This is a genomic window from Mesorhizobium sp. RCAM 06353 (assembly GCF_059683585.1).
In genome coordinates, this window is the sequence record NZ_CM185031.1 from 4119826 (window position 1) to 4140219 (window position 20394).

The window sequence follows — 20394 nt, forward strand, 5'->3', positions numbered from 1 at the left end:
TCGTTGGTTTTCGGGCCGACAGGCCTAGCTGGCGGCATGACTTTCAGGCCATGTTACGCCTGTGAGAATTCGTATTCCCGACAGGTGAAAAACAGGCCACTTTTTGGCTTGTTTCTGAAATATTTTCGCTGTCTTGAGGCGCAAATCGGTAACCGGATATTCTTCAACGAAAAAGTCTGTGCGACGTTGGTAATGGCTTTGTTCCGCCACCTGCACTTCCACGGTGGCGGCCGCGATGCAGGACACGCGTGGAGGTGCGTGGGGCAGGGCCAACAGCGGGATGACAGCATTTTCGGGAGGAATGATGGACAAGACGTTCCAGACGTCGGACGGCGCGCATCTGGCATACAGCGTTACAGGTGAGGGATCGCCGCTTCTGCTGCTGCCGGGCTGGTCGCAATCGGCGGCGATGTTTCGCAACCAGATCGACACCTTCAGCAAATCGCACCGGGTTATCGCGCTCGATTTTCGCGGTCATGGCCAGTCGGCGGATGCCGACCATGGCTACCGAGTTTCGCGGTTCGCCAGAGATGTGCACGAATTGCTAGACCATGAGGAGATCGCTTCGCTATCGGCATTGGGCTGGTCGATGGGCGCTTCGGTGCTGTGGAGCTATATCGACCTTTTCGGCACGGCCAGACTGCGCAGCCTGATTTTCGTCGACGAGCCGGCGGCGGTCATGCACCAGCCCGGCATGGACGACGAAGCGGTCGCCGATGCCGGCGCCATCTTCGATGCAACGTCGCTGGGCGCCATTGCCGCCCAGATCGTTGGAGCTGACGGGGCTTCAGTGCGCGAGGCTTTTGTCGGCTCGATGGTCACCAAGGCAATCGATCCTGCCTTGCACCGCTGGGTCGTTGCCGAGAACCTGCGCGTGGCGCCGCAAGCGGCCGCCTCCCTGCTGATCGATCATGCATCGCTGGACTGGCGCGATATCTTCAGGCGGATCGACCGGCCCGTGCTGGTATTCGGCGGCATGGTCAGCCACGTCTCGGTGCGATCACAGCGTTGGATCGCCAGCCAGATCGCCGATGTCGAGCTTGTCATCACCGACGCCGAGGATGGCGGGGCGCATTTCATGTTCCTCGAGAGGCCAGAGCCGTTCAACGCCGCGGTCGTGCGGTTTCTGAGCCGCCGGGGCTGATCGGTGCAGCGAGACCGATTGGCCGGCAAGGTAGCGTTGCCGCCGCATGCGCCAGAACAGTCCGACCGTCTGGTCGGCGCGATCGCCGTCGTTTTTGGGGCCGGCTCGTCCGGCAGCATTCTGAGCAACGGCCAGGCGGCGGCACTGGCCTATGCTCTCGCCGGTGCCAGTGTCGTCGCGGTGGACCTCTATCGGGAACGGGCCGAGGCCACGGCAACACTGGTAAAGGCTGCCGGCGGCCATGCGCTGGCGATCGAGGCGCGGGCTGACGACGAGGCTGAAGTCGAGAGGGTGTTCGAGTGCGTGCTCGAAACGTTCGGCCGGATCGATATCCTGCACAACAATGCCGGCATCGCCGACGTCGCGGCGATCGATGCGATGACGACCGCGACGTGGGATCGGGCGTTCGCGATCAACGCCCGAGCGCCATTCCTTGCCAGCCGGCTTGCGCTGCGGCAGATGCTTGCGCAGCCGGGCGGTGGTGTCATAACCAACATCTCGACCGTCGGCTCCATCCGCTACCCCGGTATCGCTTACGCCGCCTATGCCGCATCGAAGGCGGCACTCAACCAGTTCACGGTGCAGCTGGCGCTTGAGAACGCCGCCCGTGGCATTCGCGCCAACGCCATCGTGCCTGGGTTGCTGCATACGTCACTGGTGCAGAACCAGCTGGCCCAGCGCTACGGCGACGACGGGAAGGCCGCCGCCAGCGAACGCGCGGCGCTCTGCCCGATGGGGTTTACCGGCGACGCGTGGGATGTCGCCAATGCGGGCGTGTTCCTGGCCAGCCGCGAGGCCCGCTACATAACCGGCCATCTGCTGGTGGTCGACGGCGGCCTCAGCGTGCGCTGCGCATGATCTTGGCCTTGCTCAGAGCCGGCTGTATCCGGAACGCTGCTCGATCAGGCGGACGGCCTCCGCCATGTCGTCGATGATCTGCGGCAGGCGCTGACGCGTGAGCCGATCGGAGAGTGCAACAATGCTGATCGAGGCGACGACATTGCGCTGCCCATCATGGATCGGCAGCGCCGCCGCACTCATGCCGGGGACGATCGCACCTTCATACAGCGCGTAGCCGCGCTCGCGCGTTTCAGCCACGAGTTGGTGCAGCCGCGACGGGTCGAATTTCGACAGGTGGCCGAGCATCGGCATGTTGATGTCGATCAGCCGATCGAGCTCGTCTTCCTTGACGCTCGCCAGGATGGCGAGGCTGCCGGCGCTGCCGCCCAGGGGGACACGGTCGCCGACATTGATGGTTTGCGCCTTGATCGGAAAAGACCCGCTGATGCGGTCTATGCAGACAGCGTTGGTGCGGTTGCGGACATAGAGGAAAAATGTGTCGCCGTGCTTGGCCGCAAGCTGGGCGATCGCGGTCTGGGCGAGGTGGAGAATACTGATGCGGCTGCCGGCGGCGGCGGCCAGGGCGAAAATCTCCAGCCCAAGCCGGTAGCGGCGCGTCTCTGGATCCTGTTCGACATAGCCGACATCGACAAGCGCGTTCAGCGTCCGGTGAGCGATCGGCTTGGCATAGCCGCAACGGGCGGCGATGTCGGACAGCCGCTCGCCGACGACGGGCTCCGACGTCAGACATTCGAGGATGCGCGCCACGCGCTCGATCGATTGCGGGCCGTCGTTCTTGCTTGCCATATCGATTGCACCGGATTGCTGCGGCCAAAGCCTAGCCATAAGCCGGCAATGATGGCTAGTCCGGCTCCGCGCAGGAGCTGTCTAAGTGAGGCATTCTGCTGTCTGGTCGCTCGGCTTTTTGCCAATGTCGCAAACAGGCTTCATCAGGCCCACCGCTCCGCCCTATAGTCCGCCCGCTTTATCACTTTGGAGTCGCGGGCAATGGCAGAGTTTCCGAAAAAGGCGAAGGTCGTCATCATTGGCCTCGGCGGTATTGTCGGCGCATCGATTGCGCATCACCTGATCGAGCGCGGATGGGACGATGTTGTCGGCATCGACAAGTCGGGCATCCCGACGGACATCGGCTCGACCGCGCATGCTTCCGACTTCTGCTACACGACCAGCCACGATTTCCTGTCCTGCTGGACGACACTTTATTCCATCGATTTCTACGAGAAGATGGGCCACTACGCCCGCATCGGCGGCCTCGAAGTGGCGCGCGTCGGCGACGACGGCCGCATGGACGAGATCAAGCGCAAGATCGCTTCGGCCAAGGCTTTCGGCACGCGGGCGCGCCTGATCGAGCCGGCTGAGATCAAGGAAAAATTTCCGCTGATCGAAGAAGCGATGGTGCAGGGCGGGCTGTGGGACCCGGACGCCGGCCTCGTCATTCCGCGCTCGCAGACCGTTGCCGGCAAGCTGGTCGACCAGGCGGAAGCCTCAGGCAAGCTGAAATCCTTCGCCAACACGTCGGCCAGGTCGCTCGTCGTCAAGGACGGCCGTATCACCGCCGTGGTGACCGACCGCGGCACGATCGAGGCGGACTATGTCATCGTCTGCGCCGGTATCTGGGGCCGTCTGATCGCGGAAATGGTCGGCGAGGACCTGCCGGTCATGCCGATCGACCATCCGCTGACTTTCTTCGGCCCCTACAATGAGTTCGCCGGCACCGGCAAGGAGATCGGCTGGCCGCTGCTGCGCGACCAGGGCAACTCGGCCTATATGCGCGACACCGGCGACCCCAAGACCGCCGAGGGCGGCCAGATCGAATGGGGCTATTACGAAGAAAACAATCCGCGCCTTTGCCATCCGCGCGACCTGCTGGAAAAGCATGAGGCGCGGCTGTCGCCGTCGCAGCGCGACCTCGACATGGAGCAGATCCTGGCGCCGCTCGAACGCGCCATGGAACTGACGCCGATCCTGGGCGAACTCGGCTATAACGAAAGCCATTCCTTCAACGGCCTGTTGCAGGTGACGGCCGATGGCGGCCCGTCGATGGGCGAAAGCCAGAAGGTGAGGGGGCTCTGGTACGCCGTCGCCATCTGGGTCAAGGACGGCCCCGGCATGGGCAAGCTGATCGCCGACTGGATGACCGACGGCCGCACGGCGATCGACCACCACGCCATCGACTACGCGCGCTTCTATCCGCACCAGACCAAGGAACAGTTCATCTGGGATCGCTGCACCGAGACGGCGATGAAGGTTTACAATCCGGCGGTGCATCCGCGCGAGCCGTTCTCCAAGGGCCGCAACATCAGGCGCTCGCCGTTCTGGGAGCGCGAGAAGGAACTCGGCGGCTACTTCATGGAACTGGGCGGCTGGGAGCGCGCGCATGGCTATGCCGCCAACGAGCATCTGCTTGAGAAGTATGGCAACCGGGTGCCCGTGCGTGAGAACGAATGGGACAACCGCCATTTCTGGCGCGTCTCCAATGCCGAGCATCTGGCGATGAGCGAGGATTGCGGCATCGTCAACCTGTCGCACTTCTCGATGTATGACATCGAGGGACCCGACCATGTCGCGCTGCTGGAGTGGCTGTGCGCGGCCAAGATCGGCGGCGACAACAACATCGGCAAGGGCATCTACACTCACTTCCTCGACGAGGAGGGCATGGTGCGCGCCGACTTTACCGTCATCCGCATGGCCGACCGCTGCCGCTTGATCGACGGCGCCGACGCCGGCCCGCGCGACTTCCGCTACATGCAGCGAACCGCGCAGGACAAAGGTTTCGATGTCACCATCACGGATGTGACCGAGAACTACGTCACCATCGGCATCTGGGGCCCGAATGCGCGCACGACCTTGCAGAAGGTGGTCGAGAATCCGGACGGGTTGTCGATTGAAAACTTCCCGTTCGCGGCAATCAAGCCGGTCCGAATCGGCGGCAAGGATGTCACCGCTTTCCGCATTTCCTATGTCGGCGAGCAGGGCTGGGAACTGCACATGCGCTATGAGGACGGCCTGGCCGTCTGGGACGCGCTGCGCTCGACCGGCGTGATGCCGTTCGGCGTCGAGACCTATGCCAATACGCGGCGCATGGAAAAGAGCCTGCGGCTGCAGAACGCCGACCTTCTGACCGAGTACAATCTGCTCGAAGCCGATCTCGCGCGGCCGAAGGTCAAGGAGAACGATTTCTGCGGCAAGGCCAAGCATGTCGAATACCGCGCCCGCGAGCACCAGCCGGCGACTTTGTGCACGCTGGTGATGACCGAAAACACCGATTCCAAGGGCGTGGCGCGCTATCCCGTGGGCATTATGCCGGTGATGGATCCGGCCACCGGCGAGACGCTGGTCGACGAACTCGGCCGCCGCTCCTTCACCACATCGGTCGCCTATGGCCCGACCATCGGCAAGAACATCGCGCTTGCCTATCTGCCGCATTCGTATGCGCAGGAAGGCCGCAAGCTCAAGGTCGAGTATTTCGGCGAGACGTATCCGGTCGAGGTCGCAGGTGTCGGCTACAAGCCGCTGTACGACCCGGAGAACCTCAAGCCGCGCAGCTGACCTCCTGCTGATGGAGCAATGGATTGATCGCAAAAGCCTGGCTTTGAGCCGGGCTTTTGTCTTTTTAAGCGAGCGGTTTTCGCTTACCCTTGCAGCATGTCTGCTTTCTCCTGCGCAAGACATCTCCTTTCGGGCTGTGCCGCGCTGGCGCTGATGTTCTGGCTGGCGCCGGGATCCCGCGCCGACGACCCGGTCGATGTCGAACTGGTGCTGGCGGTCGACGTTTCGCTGTCGATGTCGGCGGACGAGCTCGAGATCCAGCGTCATGGCTACGCGGCGGCGCTGACGCATGACAATGTGCTGCAAGCGATCGCCGATGGCGCCTATGGCAAGATCGCCGTCACCTATGTCGAATGGGCCGGCACCAGCTGGCAACGCGTCATCGTGCCATGGACTGTCATCGCCAACCGCGCCGACGCCGAGCGGGTGGTTGCGCAAATGTCGGCGCATCCGCCCGACAGCGCGCGCCGGACCTCGATCTCCGGTGCGCTGGAGTTCGGCAGCGACCTTTTCGCCGAAAGCGGCTACCAGGGCACCAAGCGTGTCATCGATATTTCCGGCGACGGACCCAACAATCAGGGCGCGCCGGTCAATCTCACCCGCGACGGCGTGGTCAGGCAAGGCATTGTCATCAACGGCCTGCCGCTGATGACGCGGGGCGGCTTTTCCGGCGCCTACGATGTCAACGATCTCGACCGCTACTACAGCGACTGCGTCATCGGCGGCCCCGGAGCGTTCATGATCCCGGTCAACGACTGGACGCAATTTCCCGAAGCTATACGCCGCAAGCTGGTGCTGGAGCTTGCCGGCCCGGCGTCGCCGCAATGGGCGGCGGAGGAGGCGGATCACCCGCCAGTGGTGCTGACGCAGGACAAGCCGGCCAGCGACTGCCAGATCGGCGAGAAGATGTGGCGCAACCGCAGTTGGATGTTGGACAGCCGCTAGGCCTTATCCCAGGGACATGCCTCACCATCCTGTTGATTGACAAGCCGATTGGCGTCTGTGAGAAAAATCCCCCGAGATAAAACAAAAGGGGAACTCACATGAACAGGATCGCCGTTTTCGCCGCAACTTTGACGCTTGCCGCCGGATTGTCCGCGCCGGTGATGGCCGCCACCTCGGTCACCATCGGCATCAGCGGCTGGACCGGCTTTGCACCGCTGACGCTTGCCAAGCAGGCAGGCCTTTTCGAGAAGCACGGCCTCGACGTGACCTTGAAGAAGGTGCCGCAGGCCAGCCGTCCGCTCGCCATCGCCAGCGGCGACCTGCAATGCGCCGCCACCACGGTCGAGACCTGGCTGGTGTGGAATGCCAGCGGCGTGACCACCAAGCAGATTTTTCAGCTCGACAAGTCCTACGGCGCGGACGGCATCGTCGTGCGCAACGACATCAAGACCGTCGCCGATCTCAAGGGCAAGAACGTCGCTTCCTCGGCGCCGGGCACGTCGCCCTATTTCATGCTCGCCTGGGTGCTGAACAAGAACGGCATGTCGACCAAGGACGTGACGGTCGTCAATCTGGAGCCGGATGCGGCGGCGCAGGCCTTCCTCGCCGGCCAGAACGATGCGGCCGTCACCTATGAGCCGTTCATCTCGGCGGTACGCGACAAGTCCGACCAGGGCCACATCCTGGCGACCACGCTCGACTATCCGATGGTGCTCGACACGGTCGGCTGCACGCCTGAATTCCTCAAGGCCAATCCCGACGCGGCCAAGGCGCTTGCCGACAGCTATTTCGAGGCGCTCGACCTGATCAAGAAGGATCCGCAGAAATCCTACGAGATCATGGGCGCCGACGTGAAGCAGTCGGCCAAGGAATTCGAGGATTCGGCGAAGTACCTGAAATGGGCCGACAAGGCCGACAACCAGCAGTTCTTCACCAAGGAATTCCAGGATTTTTCCAAGACCGCCGGCGATCTGCTGCTGCAGATGGGGCTGATCAAGGAAGCGCCCGATGTCGCCACGCTGGCCGACACCAGCGCGGTGGCGAACTGATCGTCCGGCCTTTGCCCACCCTGCGGCGGCGCCTGGCGCCGCCGTCTTCTCCTGGACACGTGACCATTTGATGGGGACGATGTGAAGATGCGCCCCTTGCATCCAGTCTCGCCGGGCCTGCGAACCGTGCTTGGCATTTCCTTCTTCGTGCTGTTCGTCGCCTTCTGGGCCTGGATCACGCTTGGCGGCCACGTCAACCGCATCTTCCTCGCCGATCCGTTGTCGATGCTGAGCGACGGCTGGCGGCTGCTGGTCGAGGACCGGTTCTGGCTCGACATATTGATCACCATCTGGCGGGTTTTTGGCGGCTTTGTGCTGGCCTCGGTCGTCGCCGTGCCGATCGGCATCGCCATGGGCGCCTGGAAGCCGGTGGAAGCGTTCCTGGAGCCCTTCGTCTCCTTCGCCCGCTATCTGCCGGCGTCGGCCTTCATTCCGCTGCTCATCCTGTGGGCCGGCATCGGCGAGCTGGAAAAGCTGCTGGTCATCTTCGTCGGTTCGGTGTTCCAGATCATCCTGATCGTCGCCGTCAAGGTCGGCTCCACGCGGCGCGACCTGGTCGAGGCCGCCTATACGCTGGGCTCCACCAACAATGGCATCGTCAGACGGGTGATCATGCCGGCCAATGCGCCCGAAATCGCCGAAACGCTGCGGCTGGTGCTCGGCTGGGCCTGGACCTATGTCATCGTCGCCGAGCTGATCGGCTCGTCGTCGGGCATCGGCTACATGATCATCAACAGCCAGTCGCGGCTGGCGACCGGACAGATCATCTTCGGCATCATCGTCATCGGGCTGATCGGGCTGCTGTCCGATTTCGCCTTCAAGGCCTTCAACCGCTGGCTCTTTCCATGGAGCCTGGCGTGAGCAAGCTTCTCGTCGAGGGCGTCTCGCGCACCTTTGCAGGCGTGCGCGGCGGACAGCCGGTCAAGGCGCTGATGCCGGTCGACCTGGCGGTCGCCGCCAATGATTTCATCACCATTCTGGGGCCGTCCGGCTGCGGAAAGTCGACACTGCTGAGGATCGTCGCTGGTCTCGAGGCGCCGAGCGAGGGTCGCGTGCTTCTTGACGGCAAGGCGGTGACGCGGCCGGGGCCGGACCGCGGCATGGTCTTCCAGTCCTACACGCTGTTCCCGTGGCTGACGGTGGCCGAAAACATCGCCTTCGGCCTGCGCGAACGCGGCATGGCGCAAAAGGAGCGGGACGGTATCGTCGCGTCCTATGTCGACCTCGTCGGGCTGAAGGGGTTCGAGAACCATTGGCCGAAGCAGCTGTCCGGCGGTATGCAGCAGCGCACGGCGATTGCTCGGGCGCTGGCCAACGATCCCGCGATCCTGTTGCTGGACGAGCCGTTCGGCGCGCTCGACAACCAGACGCGCGGGCTGATGCAGGAACTTCTGCTCGGGATCTGGGAACGGCGCAAGAAGACGGTGCTGTTCGTCACCCACGACATCGAGGAAGCGATCTTCATGGCCTCGCGCGTCATCGTGATGACGGCGCGGCCCGGCCGCATCAAATCGGATGTCGCCATCGACCTGCCGCATCCGCGCCACTACACGCTGAAGACCAGTCCGGAATTCTCCGCGTTGAAGGCGCGGCTGACCGAGGACATCCGCGTCGAAGCGATGCGCACGGCACAGGCGCAGCCGACCGAGGCCTGATCCGGGGATCAGGCCGCCAGCAGCTGCTTGCGGTCGACGCGCTCCTGCTGAGGCGAGCGGGCATAGAGCTCGCGGTAGCATTTCGAGAAATGCGATGCCGAGACGAAGCCGCAGGCGACCGCCACCTCGACCACCGGCATCGAGGACTGGATCAGCAGATGCCGGGCGCGGTCGAGCCGGATTTCCAGGTAGTAGCGGGCGGGGGAGCGGCCCATCTCGGTGCGGAACAGCCGCTCGATCTGGCGGCGCGACAGGTCGACATGGTCGGCGATCTCGATCAGCGACAGCGGCTCGGACAGATTGCCTTCCATCAGCTCGATAATGGTCAGCACCTTCGAGTTCTGCACGCCGAGGCGCGCGCGCAGCGGCAGGCGCTGGCGGTCGGTCGGGCTGCGCACACGGTCGGTCAGCACCTGTTCGCAGACCCGGTTGACGAGGCTCTCGTCGAAATCGTCGCCGATCAGCTTCAGCATCATGTCGAGCGCGGCGGTGCCGCCGGCGCAGGTGTAGATGTTCTGGTCGATCTCGAAGAGGTCGGCAAAGACATTGGCCTTCGGAAACGCCTCGGAAAAGCCCGGCAGGTTTTCCCAATGGATGGCGCAGCGCTTGTTGGACAAGAGGCCGGCAGCAGCGAGGATATGCGCGCCAGTGCACAGGCCGCCGACGGCGACGCCGCGGTTGTACTCTTCGCGCAGCCAGGCGAAGGCCGACTTGTTCTGGTAGCGCTCGACATTGATGCCGCTGCAGACGATGGCCATGTTGGGCCGGTCGGGGCCGGCCATCTTCTTGCGTTCTTCCTCCAGCGAGGTGTTGACCGCGCATTCGACGCCGTTCGAGGCCCGCACCGGCTTGCCGTCGATGCTGGCCAGGCGCCAGCGATAGGCCTCGTAGCCAAGCATGCGATTGGCCGAGCGCAGCGGGTCGAGCGCGGTCGCAAAAGCGATCATGGTGAAATCGGGAACAAGGAAGAACACAAACGATCGCTTGATCGGATGCTTTACGGCGTTCAAGGGAACCTCACGCAGCCATGGCGCGAACAGGATGTCGCGAATAGCATAGCGTCATCAGGAAAAACCTTGCTTGTCAATCGGCTACGCTGCCTTGACGAGACAAAATTTGCGACATGGGTCGCAAATGGGCAATTGCTGTGCGGCGCTGCGCCGGCGAGCGGCATCAACTGTTCAAGCGACAGGCAAAATGTTCAACGTCGAAACAAAAACGCCGCCTTGGCTGGAGTCAGGCGGCGTTACAGTTTTAAAGCAGCGGCAGGGAGGCGCTGCCTGGGAGAAATCTTCAGGCGACGAAGCCGAGGCGCGCCGCAGCCATGGCGCCGGTCTGGCCGGGCATGGTGTTGGCAAGGCGCTGACGCTCGAGAGCGGTGGTCAGGTTCATTTCGCGGCGGGCGAAGAGGCGGGCAAAAAGCTTCATGATCATCTCCAATCGGTTGCTCAGACGGGTCGCCTTCGCTTGATGGAGTGGGGCAGCTCGTTTGCTGGCTGTGATATAGGCTTGTGTGAGTAAAAACTAAATCGCAAAAGCGAAGCGCTTGATATGAAATGCGACACCGAATGCGACAAATTTGGGCAGCGTGCTCGAAAATTATGATTGTTTACAAGGCATTAATTCAAAATTTGAGCTGCTATGCGGCTTGCTCATATGCGTCATGCGTTGGCGACATGGCTCTGAAACTCATTTGAATGCAAATAAAGTGCAGGGGCCCAAGGGGTAAAATTGAGAAGGCCTGCCGGGCTGGGTGCGCGCGGCAGGCCTTCAGCATTTGATACACACGGTTTACTTTGCTCCAGCCCACGATCCAGCGCCGTTGCGAATGCCGGTCTTGGTGTCGGAAGCTTCAGGCCAGCCGATATCCTTCTGCAGTTCGATCGGCAGGGAGCGGATGGCACGTTCGGTCTGGTAGCGGGCGCGTGCCTCGCTGAATTCAGTCGCGATGCGACCGAGGGATGACAGGATAGACATTTCATTCTCCTTTGGTGGCGGGCCGGAGCCATTCCGACCTTTGCTGTGGGGCTCACACGCGGCGTGTTTCAACCCCATTTCATGTCGATTGCAGGTCTGCGTCGTGGTCGTTTCGTGGCTGCTTGTGGCAGCTACCTGCTTCGATGGAGTTGACTATCCTCCTAATCTGATGTTCAATCAAACGAAATGGAATGATGCTTTGTATCAGAAAAATTGAAGGTCGGTTGCCATGAACGCCCCGCTCAATCATCCGCTGCCGCTGCTCGATCTCGATGTTTTGCGCACTTTCGTGGCGATTGCCGAGACCGGGAGCTTCACCACCGCCGCCAATGCCGTGTTCCGCACGCCCTCGGCTGTCTCCATGCAGATCAAGAAGCTGGAGGACATTCTTGGCCGCTCGGTGTTCGCGCGCGACGCCCGCTCGGTGTCGCTGACCACGGACGGCGAGATGCTGCTCGGCTATGCCCGCCGGCTTTTGTCGATCAACCGCGAGGTGGTGTCGAAGTTCATCATTCCCGAGATTGTCGGCGTGGTGCGGCTGGGTTCGCCGGATGATTACGGCGAGCGCGTGCTGCCGCATGTGCTGAAGCGCTTCGCCCAGTCGCATCCGTCGATCGCCGTCGACGTCACCATCGACCAGAGCAGCAATTTGCGCCGGCGCATGGATGACCGGGCGCTCGACATCACGCTTCTGACCAATTCCTACAAGACCAGCGCACTCGGCGCCGAGGTGCTTTTGACCGAGCCGATCGTCTGGGCCGGCGCCAAGGGCGGTTGCGCCCATCTGCGCGAGCCGTTGCCGGTATCGCTGTGGGAAGAGGGCTGCGCCTGGCGGGCGGGTGCGCTCGATGCGCTGGGACGCGAAGGCCGCAACTATCGCGTCGCCTATATGAGCGCGCATACAGCCGGCCAGCGCGCCGCGATCATGGCCGACCTGGCGGTTGCACCGCTGCCGCGATCATTCCTCGGCAACGACATGGTCGAACTCTGCCCGAAGGACGGCATGCCCGATATCGGCACCTACAATCTCGCCATGGTGGTGGCACCGGACGCCAGCGCGCCGGTCAAGGCGGTGGCCGACCACATCCGCGCAACGTTCGAAGTGTTCCGGGAAACCGGCAAGTTCTGATCCGCCCGGATCAGACCAAGCAGAAGCGCTACTCCGCCGCCTCGGCGGAGGGCACTTCTGACCTTGTTCTCGTGTCTTGCCTGATCGGCAAGGGGCTCTCGTTGAGAAACGCCACGATGTGCTGACGGGCGCGCCGCGATTCCGGCATGTCGAACAGTGGCCAGACGTGGAACATGCCTTGCTCATGGACGACGTCGATCTCGGCGCCGGCGGCACGCGCCTTTTCCGCGAAGACCAGATTGTCGGGGGTCAGGAGATCACGCGAGCCCGTCAGAAGCAGTGTCTTGGGCAGCACGGAGAGATCACCGTAGACCGGGCTGATGTGCCAGTCGCTGCGGTCGATGCCGGCACTGTACATCCGGATGGCTTCGAGGCCGCCTGGAATGCCGAGCCACGGGTCGTTGCGCTCAGCCTCGAACAGCTTTGGGTTGGAAAGCGACATGTCGACGCCGGGCGAGATCAGCACATGGCGCGACGGCAGGGGCAAGCCTTCTTCGGCAGCCATCATGGTCAGCACCACGGCCATGTTGCCGCCGGCGGAATCGCCCATGAAGATGATGTCTTCCGCTTCCGTCTCGTCGAGCATCTGGCGATAGACGTCGCCGACCATACCGAACATGGCGTGGAAATCGTGTTCCGGGGCGATGGGATAGATCGGCACGGTGATGCCGTAGCCCAGCCGGTCGGCCATGTCGGCGATCAGGCGCCAGTGATAGGGCGTGATCTCAAACACATAGGCGCCACCGTGCAAATAGAGGATCCGCTTATACTCGCCGGCTCTTGGAGCGATTTCATAGACCGGAAAACCGTCGACGGTGCGTGTCTGGATGTCCAAGCGCTGCTGCAGCGAGGCCGGCGGATGGTGATCCTCGGTCTTGCGCGCGGCCGCGATCCAGCGCTGCAGGTTTTCCGGGCTGGAAAACGCCTTTTTGCGACTGTACCTGAGCACAAAGGACACGACGTGGCTTTTGAAACTTAGCATGCGGGTACACGAACTTCGGCAAGAGCCGACTAAGAGAAACCTCCACTAATTCCGAAGATCGTACCTTGGCCGAAAAAGTCAAGTTTTACGCAGTGTCCACACGGCGCTGTGATCCGCGCCACTGACGTCAGCGGCGCGGCAAAAGTGCCGCGCGCAGCCGGTTGCTGGTTGCCGCCGGGGATGTGCGAGCCCCCGGCGGACGCCGAGCAATTTGCATTTGTCGGCGAAGGTCATCAGCGCGCGGTCCCCAGAAGCAGCGAGGTGAGCGCGGCCTGCGGGTCGGTGGGCGGCGATGCCGGCCAGCCAATGTCCTTCTGGACATGTGCCGGCAGGCTGTTCAGCGAGCGGATCGCCTTGTTCCTGGCATGGGTCTGCCTGATGGTTGCACCGAAGCGACCGAGATTTCCAAACATCGACATTTTCATCTCCCTTGAAGAACGGCTGCAGCCGAGGATTATCTTCGGCTGCCGTTCGATGCGGGGTAAATGCGCCTGCCATGTATCGGGTGGATTTCGCGAAAACAGCGTTTCGGTTTCCGGATCGGTTCGATCCGGAAACATTTGCATGCAAATGAGTTCGAGGCCCGAAGGGATTGCTTCTCGGCCATGTCGCAGCCAACCGAAAGCGACACTGTAACGCCACCTACGGTTTTAGCCGGTTGACAGCAGGTAGCAAATGCCCGCTATTGTGCAGTGCAGCATTTTGGGGTGCTAATTTAGGTAGTAGGGGTACGGGCGTGAATGACATTCACAGTATTCAATACCTTCGAGGGCTTGCCGCTTTTTCTGTAGTCCTCTTTCACATCAGCGAGCAGTTCGGCGGTCCGTTCGCAATTGGCGCAGCAGGGGTCGACCTGTTTTTTGTCATCAGCGGTTTCATCATGTGGGTGACCACGGTCGATCACCCTGTTGATCCACAGCGTTTCATGTGGCGACGGATCGTTCGTATCGTGCCGCTTTATTGGATTGTCACGTTGCTGACCGCGCTGGCAATTTTCGTCAAGCCGCAATTTCTCTTCGGACACGTGCTGAGCCCGGCAAATCTCGTTGGCTCGCTGTTGTTTCTTCCGATCACGCAGAATGGTGCACTTCACCCCGTGGTGATCCAGGGCTGGACGCTGTGTTATGAAATGATGTTTTACGTCATTTTCGCCCTGTCGCTCTTGCTGGGCGAGAAGCAGCGTTTTGCCGCGCTGATCGGCGTGCTGACGGCGCTGGTGGTGTTGAACGTGTTGCTGCTGAAAGGCCACGCCGAGGCGTTTACCTCGCCCATCGTGCTCGAGTTCGCCGCCGGCATTGTCGTCGGGCGCCTGTGGGTGAAGGATGTTCGGCTCCAGCTTGTGCTGGCGCTGTCGCTGGTTGTCGGCGGATTTCTCTTGCTGATAATGGTCCAGATGCTCGACCCCGAAATGCCCCGTGTCTTGCGTTGGGGTGTTCCGTCGATGCTGGTCGTTGCCGGCGCGGTTTTTGCCGAGCGCGCCAGACCGTTCAGCCCAATGGCCTTGTTCACATTTTTCGGCAATGCCTCGTATTCAATCTACGTCTGGCATGTGCTGGTAGTTGTCGTGGTAACCGGCATCATACTGCGGCTTGGGGTTCCGCCAGGTTGGCAGCCGGCATCGGTTGCCTTTGTCAGCATTGCGATTTCCGCAGGGCTCTATCTGATCGTTGAAAAACCGCTGACCGGCTTGCTCAAACCGCTCACGCACCAAAAGCCCGTGACAGGTCAAGTCATAGTTCGACTTGCGCCTGCCGCGGATTGAACATGGATTCGAGGCGCGGGCGCTGAATCCGTTGCAGCGCGCTGCGCTTTTATTCCCGGCTACGCCTTGCCGCGTGGCCTTCGCGCGAGCGGCGGCGCGGGGCGGCGTCACCGGCGACACCGTCCTCGCTGACCGTCTTGCGTGGTGGCAGCTTCACCGCCGCCGACAGTTTCGGGAATGGGTCGACCTTGTTCGGCAGCGCCATGGCGTAGACGAAATGTTCCTGGAATTTCGGTTCCAGCGCGGTCTCGATCTTTTCGATCTGGCTCACCGTCTCCTCGATTTCGCGGCGATAGCCGCGATTGAGCAGCGCCATGCGCGCACCGGCGCCCGCGGCGTTGCCGACGGCCGAGACCTTGTCGAGGTCGCAATCGGGGATCAGGCCCAGCACCATGGCGTATTTCGGATCGATGAAGGAACCGAAGGCGCCGGCGAAATGGATCCGGTCGACGTGCTCGGTGTTCTGCTTTTCCATCAAGAGCTTGGTGCCGGCATAAAGCGCTGCCTTGGCGAGCTGGATGGCGCGCACGTCGGTCTGGGTGATGGTGATCTTCGGCTCGCCCTCCTTCAGCACATAAGAGAAGGTGCGCCCATTGGCGATGACCCGCGGCGAGCGTGCGGCCAGTGAGCCGTCGACGACGCCGTCCTCCGAGATGATGCCGGCGAGATACATCTCCGCCACGATCTCGATGATGCCGGAGCCGCAGATGCCGGTGACGCCCGTCGCCTGCACGCTGTCGAGGAAGCCCGGTTCGTCGGACCACAGTTCCGAGCCGATGACGCGGTATTTTGGCTCCAGCGTCTCGGGATCGATGCGCACGCGCTCGATGGCGCCGGGCGCGGCGCGCTGGCCGCCGGAGATTTCGGCGCCCTCGAAGGCCGGTCCGGTGGGTGAGGAGGCCGCGACAACGCGCTTGCGATTGCCGAGCACGATCTCGGCATTGGTGCCGACGTCGACGATCAGCATCATTTCGTCCTGGCGGTGCGGGCCTTCCGACAGCGTCACCGCCGCCGCGTCGGCGCCGACATGGCCGGCAATGCAGGGCAGCATATAGAGGCGCGCGCCCTGGTTGAGTTTGAGGCCGATGTCGGAGGCCTTGATGCGCACCGCGCCCGAGACGGCGAGCGCGAAGGGGGCGCCGCCGAGTTCGGTCGGATCGATGCCGAGGAACAGATGGTGCATGATCGGATTGCCGACGAAGACGGAATCCAGGATGTCGTTGCGCTGGACGTTGCCTTCCGCGCACACCTTGTCGACGAGGCTGGAGATCGCCTCGCGCACGGCGACCGTCATGCCTTCGCGCCCGTCCGGGTTCATCATCACATAGGAGACGCGGCTCATCAGATCCTCGCCGAAGCGGATCTGCGGGTTCGAGGTGCCGGAGGAGGCGGCGACGCGGCCAGACAGCAGTGACACCAGATGCATGGCGATGGTGGTCGAGCCGATATCGCAGGCGAGCCCATAGGCCTCGTTCTTGAGGCCGGGCCACAAAGAAATGACGCGCGCGATATCGCTGTCGGCATCCTTGTGGATGGCGGCGGTCGCGGTCCAGTTGCCCTTGCGCAATATGCCCTGCACCTGCGGCAGCAGGTAGAAGTCGAATTCGAGGTTTTTGAAGCCCCAATCCTTCATCAGCGCGATCTTGAGCCGGTCGAGATCGCCGAGCGGCTTGTGCATGTCAGGCTCTTCGATCTCGACATAGCACATGCGTATCGCCGTATCGCGGGCGATCACCCTGGTGTCGGCATCCTTGCGGATGGTCTGCGCGTTGATGACGGTATCCTGTGGCACGTCGATGACGAGGTCGCCGAGGATCTGCGCCGAGCAGGACAGGCGCCGCCGCTCGGGCAGGCCGCGCACGCGTTCGTAGCGCTCTTCCTTGGGTCCCTTGGGCGAGATGTGGTCGTTGGACGAGACGATCTTGTGCTTGGCGAAATTGCCTTCCTGCACCTCGATCTGACAACGCCCGCAGGTGGCGCGGCCGCCGCACACGCTCTCGACATAGACGCCAAGCTGGCGCGCGGCATCGAGCACCGGCGTGCCGACGGGAAACTGCCCGCGCTTGCCTGACGGCATGAACAGCACGAGCGGATCGGTGATGTTGGCAGGTGAATTCACGATTGCGCGCTTATCCCCGACCCATCCGGGCTTCACGGCCGCCGCGACGGCGACCGCCGGCAGCAGCGTCGCCCGGTGCATTGACCTGTGTCGGTGCCGCGACTGCACTGGCCGCCTTCGGCCGGCTTGTAGTCCTTGTAGGTGCGGATCCAGTTGGTGCAGTTCTCGTCGGTGCCGTTGAGCACATTGGCGCCGCGCACGGCTTCCATTTCCTGCGGACGCACCGGGTTCATGATCGCCGAGGTCATGCCGGCGCCAATCACCATCGGGATGAAGGCGGCGTTGATGCCGTGGCGATGCGGCAGGCCGAAGGAGATGTTGGACAGGCCGCAGGTGGTGTTGACCTTGAGCTCTTCGCGCAAGCGACGCAGCAGCGCGAACACCTGGCGGCCGGCGTCGCCCAGCGCACCGATCGGCATGACCAGCGGGTCGACGACGACGTCATGCGCCGGAATGCCAAAATCGGCGCAACGCTGCACGATCTTCTTGGCGACGGCAAAGCGCACGTCCGGATCCATCGAAATGCCGGTCTCGTCGTTGGAAATGGCGACGACCGGCACGTTGTATTTCTTGACCAGCGGCAGGATGGCTTCGAGTTTTTCCTCCTCGCCGGTGACGGAGTTGACCAGCGGGCGGCCCTTGGCGACCTTGAGTGCTGCCTCGATCGCGGCGGTGACCGAGCTGTCGATGGATAGCGGCAGGTCGACCAGCCCCTGCACGATCTCCAGCGTCTGCACGAGAAGGCCGGGTTCGGTCTCGTTCGGGTTGACCGAGGTGACGCCGGCGTTGACGTCGAGCATGGTGGCGCCGCAGGCGGCCTGTTCCAGCGCGTCCCTGATCACGGTGTCGAAATTACCGGCGATCATCTCGGCGGCGAGCTTCTTGCGGCCGGTCGGGTTGATGCGCTCGCCGATGACGCAGAAGGGCTGGTCGAAGCCGATGATGATCTCTCGTGTCGCCGAGGCGACAATGGTCCGGGTCATGAAGTCTCTCCGCCTTGATATAAAGTGCTTCTTTATATCGTCTCTGGTTTCGTTCCAGGGTCTGGTGATCGGCCGCACTTAGTGCGCGGTCTTTACCATGTCCACCTGTGTTTCGGTAATCTCGTCGTGCAGTATGTGGTCGAGCCGGTCGGCAACCATCTGGTCGTCGCGACGGATCTCGCGCTTCCAGGGCTGGCGGCCCTTCAGCACGCCCGATTCATCGACGATCTCGGCGACATATTCCTCCTGGCGGTAGGCCATCACATGGATGCCCGAGATGCCGGGGATTTCCTTCACCTCGTTGATGATGTCGATGCAGAGCTGCTTGCCTTCCTTCTTCTGGTCCTGCGCGCCTTCCAGCCGCTTGATGATAGCGTCCGGGATGTGGATACCCGGCACGTTGTTGCGGATCCACTTGGCTGTCTTGGCCGAGGCGAGCGGGCCGACGCCGCACAGGACGAACACCTTCTCGGTGTGGCCGAGATCGCGCGCCTTCTGCATGAAGGTCCTGAACATCGGCACGTCGAAACAATACTGCGTCTGCACGAACTGCGCGCCGGCGGCGATCTTCTTGCCGAGATGGATCGGGCGGAAATCGAAGGGCGGCGCGAACGGATTGACGGCAGCACCGAGGAAGACCTGCGGCGGCGTCGTCAGCTTGCGGCCGGACAGGAATTTGCCGTTGTCGCGCATGATGCGGACAGTTTCGAGCAGCGACATGGAATCGAGGTCGAACACCGGCTTGGCGCCGGGTTGGTCGCCGGCCTGCACGCCGTCGCCGGTCAGGCACAGCATGTTGGCGACACCCATGGCAGCACCTCCCAGCACGTCGCCCTGGATGGCGATGCGGTTCTTGTCGCGGCAGGCGATCTGCATGATCGGCGCATAGCCCATGCGGGTCAAAAGCGCGCAGATGCCGACCGACGACATGTGGCAGTTGGCGCCGGACGCGTCGACCGCATTGATGGCGTCGACCCAGCCATCGAAGATCTTCGCCCTGTTGTAGACGTCTTCCGGGTCGGCGCTGTCAGGCGGATTGAGCTCGGTCGTCACCGCGAATTCACCGCGCCGCAGCACACGCTCCAGCCGGCCGCGCGAGGAGTGGCCGGGCAGGGGATCGAGCGGCAGATCAATGCCGGCCGGGTTCTCATCGCGCTGACGGCCGATCATGCGGCGGCTCCGGTCTTTGGCGCGGCGGCGGCTTCACGCGCTGCCGCCGCCTGCGCGGTGACCCGCAGCCAGGCGGAGGTTTCGCGCAACGACTGGTCGACCGGCTTTTGCACGGTCAGGATATTGTCCGAGTTGACCATGTTCTGCGAACCTTCCCAGGCCTTGACCCAGACGCAGGGCATATCAGGCTCGACCTCGCAATTGCCGTTGGCGCGCACGCCGCCGCAGGGGCCGTTGCGCAGTTGCTTGGGGCAGTTCATCGGGCATGACATGCCGGTCGAGGAGAGGATGCACTGGCCGCACATGCGGCAGTCGAACATGAAGCCTTTGACGCGTTTTTCGACGAACTTGATCGGGGCCTCGACGCGCCCGTAGCCAAGGCCTTTCCAAAGCGGGTGGAGCAGCAGGAAGGTGTCGGCAAAACGCGCATAGAACCATTCGAGCAGGCGCGAATGGCGGATCGACCACAGCCTGATCGCAAACGAGCGCTGTACGCGCCGCTGTGGCGACACGTCGGCCGGCTTGTAGTCGGATTTCGGCGCTGCCTTCTTGACCTGGGTGGCCTGGGTAACTGACGGTTGGGCTTCAGACATTTTCTTTTCCCCCCGCCTTGACCAGAGCGACCAGCCGCTCGCGGTCATATTTCGTGTCGAGGTCCTGAAAAGCCTTTTCAACTTCGGCTTCGAGATCGTCGCCGACAGGAATGGGATCGGCCTTGCGCCATTCTGCGAGATAGTCGTCGGTGCCGCCGGCGCCGGTGCGCATGGCGCACATGTCGATGGCCTCGGTGAAGCGCAACGGCAGTTCACGCTTGGCGTTCTGACGGCCCTTCTTGACGATGACCTGGGCAGGGATGTCGCGCCAGTAGACGACGATAAGATCGGCCATGAATTCTCGCTCCTCGAACTATCGAGCATTGCCGCATGCGCCGTGGGGCCGCTTGTTATGGGACGACGCGCGCGCATTCAAAAGCGACGCATTTCAATGTCGTAAAATGAAAGGTGCGTTTATTCGTTTGCGGCATGTGCCGGCGGCGGGGTCGACGTGCCAAAACGGCCGTCGTGCCTTA

The 20394-nt window shown here is 62.7% G+C and carries 20 protein-coding genes and 1 pseudogene; 9 read left to right on the forward strand and 12 right to left on the reverse strand.

What is annotated here, in order from left to right:
• Positions 1 to 24: 24 nt before the first annotated feature.
• The gene (locus AC56QX_RS19875; RefSeq protein WP_497110146.1) at positions 25 to 312 is read right to left on the reverse strand and encodes a hypothetical protein; all 288 of its coding nucleotides are present in this window, start codon (positions 310 to 312) and stop codon (positions 25 to 27) included.
• Between AC56QX_RS19875 and AC56QX_RS19880 the strand changes: the two genes are divergently transcribed.
• Positions 305 to 1144 (forward strand): alpha/beta fold hydrolase, encoded by an 840-nt coding sequence (locus AC56QX_RS19880; protein ID WP_497110147.1) that lies wholly within the window; start codon positions 305 to 307, stop codon positions 1142 to 1144. The genes AC56QX_RS19875 and AC56QX_RS19880 overlap by 8 nt on opposite strands.
• An 18-nt stretch (positions 1145 to 1162) precedes the next feature.
• Entirely contained in the window at positions 1163 to 2002 is an 840-nt protein-coding gene (locus tag AC56QX_RS19885) for an SDR family NAD(P)-dependent oxidoreductase (protein ID WP_497110148.1), read from the forward strand.
• Between the two features lie 12 nt (positions 2003 to 2014).
• Here AC56QX_RS19885 and AC56QX_RS19890 read toward each other — a convergent pair whose 3' ends face one another.
• Positions 2015 to 2791, reverse strand: coding sequence for an IclR family transcriptional regulator (locus AC56QX_RS19890; RefSeq protein WP_497110149.1), 777 nt, complete (start codon positions 2789 to 2791; stop codon positions 2015 to 2017).
• 201 nt (positions 2792 to 2992) lie between these two features.
• Here AC56QX_RS19890 and AC56QX_RS19895 point away from each other — a divergent pair, with 201 nt between their 5' ends.
• The 5 genes from AC56QX_RS19895 (at position 2993) to AC56QX_RS19915 (ending at position 9203) form a co-directional block, all read left to right on the forward strand.
• On the forward strand, positions 2993 to 5554 hold the full coding sequence (locus tag AC56QX_RS19895) for a GcvT family protein (protein WP_497110150.1): 2562 nt from the start codon (positions 2993 to 2995) through the stop codon (positions 5552 to 5554).
• Positions 5555 to 5650: 96 nt separating this feature from the next.
• Entirely contained in the window at positions 5651 to 6499 is an 849-nt protein-coding gene (locus AC56QX_RS19900; protein ID WP_497110151.1) for a DUF1194 domain-containing protein, read from the forward strand.
• A 98-nt stretch (positions 6500 to 6597) separates the two neighbouring features.
• Entirely contained in the window at positions 6598 to 7548 is a 951-nt protein-coding gene (locus AC56QX_RS19905) for an ABC transporter substrate-binding protein (RefSeq protein WP_497110152.1), read from the forward strand.
• 87 nt (positions 7549 to 7635) lie between these two features.
• Positions 7636 to 8409: an ABC transporter permease gene (locus tag AC56QX_RS19910; protein WP_497117816.1), complete on the forward strand. Its 774-nt coding sequence runs from the start codon at positions 7636 to 7638 to the stop codon at positions 8407 to 8409.
• Positions 8394 to 9203 (forward strand): ABC transporter ATP-binding protein, encoded by an 810-nt coding sequence (locus tag AC56QX_RS19915; RefSeq protein WP_497110153.1) that lies wholly within the window; start codon positions 8394 to 8396, stop codon positions 9201 to 9203. Before AC56QX_RS19910 ends, AC56QX_RS19915 begins: the two co-directional genes overlap by 16 nt.
• 8 nt (positions 9204 to 9211) lie before the next feature.
• Here the strand turns inward: AC56QX_RS19915 and AC56QX_RS19920 are convergent, their stop codons facing one another.
• The 3 genes from AC56QX_RS19920 to AC56QX_RS19930 all read right to left on the reverse strand — a co-directional run bounded on the left by AC56QX_RS19920 (position 9212) and on the right by AC56QX_RS19930 (position 11180).
• Positions 9212 to 10150, reverse strand: a complete 939-nt coding sequence (locus AC56QX_RS19920; protein WP_348647147.1) for a GlxA family transcriptional regulator — start codon at positions 10148 to 10150, stop codon at positions 9212 to 9214.
• A gap of 346 nt (positions 10151 to 10496) precedes the next feature.
• Positions 10497 to 10631, reverse strand: coding sequence for a hypothetical protein (locus AC56QX_RS19925; RefSeq protein ID WP_013894968.1), 135 nt, complete (start codon positions 10629 to 10631; stop codon positions 10497 to 10499).
• 363 nt (positions 10632 to 10994) lie between these two features.
• Complete coding sequence (locus tag AC56QX_RS19930) at positions 10995 to 11180, reverse strand: hypothetical protein (RefSeq protein ID WP_497110154.1); 186 nt, start codon at positions 11178 to 11180, stop codon at positions 10995 to 10997.
• A gap of 229 nt (positions 11181 to 11409) precedes the next feature.
• On the opposite strand from AC56QX_RS19930, the gene AC56QX_RS19935 reads away from it, so the two are divergent.
• Positions 11410 to 12309, forward strand: a complete 900-nt coding sequence (locus tag AC56QX_RS19935) for a LysR substrate-binding domain-containing protein (RefSeq protein WP_027043894.1) — start codon at positions 11410 to 11412, stop codon at positions 12307 to 12309.
• Positions 12310 to 12337: 28 nt separating this feature from the next.
• Here AC56QX_RS19935 and AC56QX_RS19940 read toward each other — a convergent pair whose 3' ends face one another.
• Both AC56QX_RS19940 and AC56QX_RS19945 read right to left on the reverse strand, forming a co-directional pair.
• Positions 12338 to 13291 carry an alpha/beta hydrolase gene (locus tag AC56QX_RS19940; protein WP_497110155.1) on the reverse strand — a complete coding sequence of 318 codons (954 nt, stop codon included), beginning with the start codon at positions 13289 to 13291 and terminating at the stop codon, positions 12338 to 12340.
• 233 nt (positions 13292 to 13524) lie between these two features.
• A complete protein-coding gene (locus AC56QX_RS19945) occupies positions 13525 to 13710 on the reverse strand; it encodes a hypothetical protein (protein WP_497110156.1) in 186 nt (61 codons plus the stop codon).
• A 317-nt stretch (positions 13711 to 14027) separates the two neighbouring features.
• On the opposite strand from AC56QX_RS19945, the gene AC56QX_RS19950 reads away from it, so the two are divergent.
• Complete coding sequence (locus tag AC56QX_RS19950; protein ID WP_497110157.1) at positions 14028 to 15053, forward strand: acyltransferase family protein; 1026 nt, start codon at positions 14028 to 14030, stop codon at positions 15051 to 15053.
• Positions 15054 to 15102: 49 nt separating this feature from the next.
• Here AC56QX_RS19950 and AC56QX_RS19955 read toward each other — a convergent pair whose 3' ends face one another.
• From AC56QX_RS19955 to AC56QX_RS19975, 5 genes and pseudogenes are all read right to left on the reverse strand, one after another.
• Positions 15103 to 17172: an ASKHA domain-containing protein gene (locus tag AC56QX_RS19955; RefSeq protein WP_497110158.1), complete on the reverse strand. Its 2070-nt coding sequence runs from the start codon at positions 17170 to 17172 to the stop codon at positions 15103 to 15105.
• A gap of 10 nt (positions 17173 to 17182) precedes the next feature.
• Positions 17183 to 18155, reverse strand: a pseudogene (locus tag AC56QX_RS19960) (methyltetrahydrofolate cobalamin methyltransferase).
• A gap of 78 nt (positions 18156 to 18233) precedes the next feature.
• Positions 18234 to 19325 (reverse strand): methylenetetrahydrofolate reductase, encoded by a 1092-nt coding sequence (locus AC56QX_RS19965; protein ID WP_172227910.1) that lies wholly within the window; start codon positions 19323 to 19325, stop codon positions 18234 to 18236.
• Positions 19322 to 19918 carry a methylenetetrahydrofolate reductase C-terminal domain-containing protein gene (locus tag AC56QX_RS19970; protein ID WP_497110159.1) on the reverse strand — a complete coding sequence of 199 codons (597 nt, stop codon included), beginning with the start codon at positions 19916 to 19918 and terminating at the stop codon, positions 19322 to 19324. The genes AC56QX_RS19965 and AC56QX_RS19970 overlap by 4 nt, the downstream gene beginning before the upstream one ends.
• Positions 19911 to 20213 (reverse strand): virulence factor, encoded by a 303-nt coding sequence (locus AC56QX_RS19975; RefSeq protein ID WP_227346844.1) that lies wholly within the window; start codon positions 20211 to 20213, stop codon positions 19911 to 19913. Before AC56QX_RS19975 ends, AC56QX_RS19970 begins: the two co-directional genes overlap by 8 nt.
• Positions 20214 to 20394 lie beyond the last annotated feature (181 nt).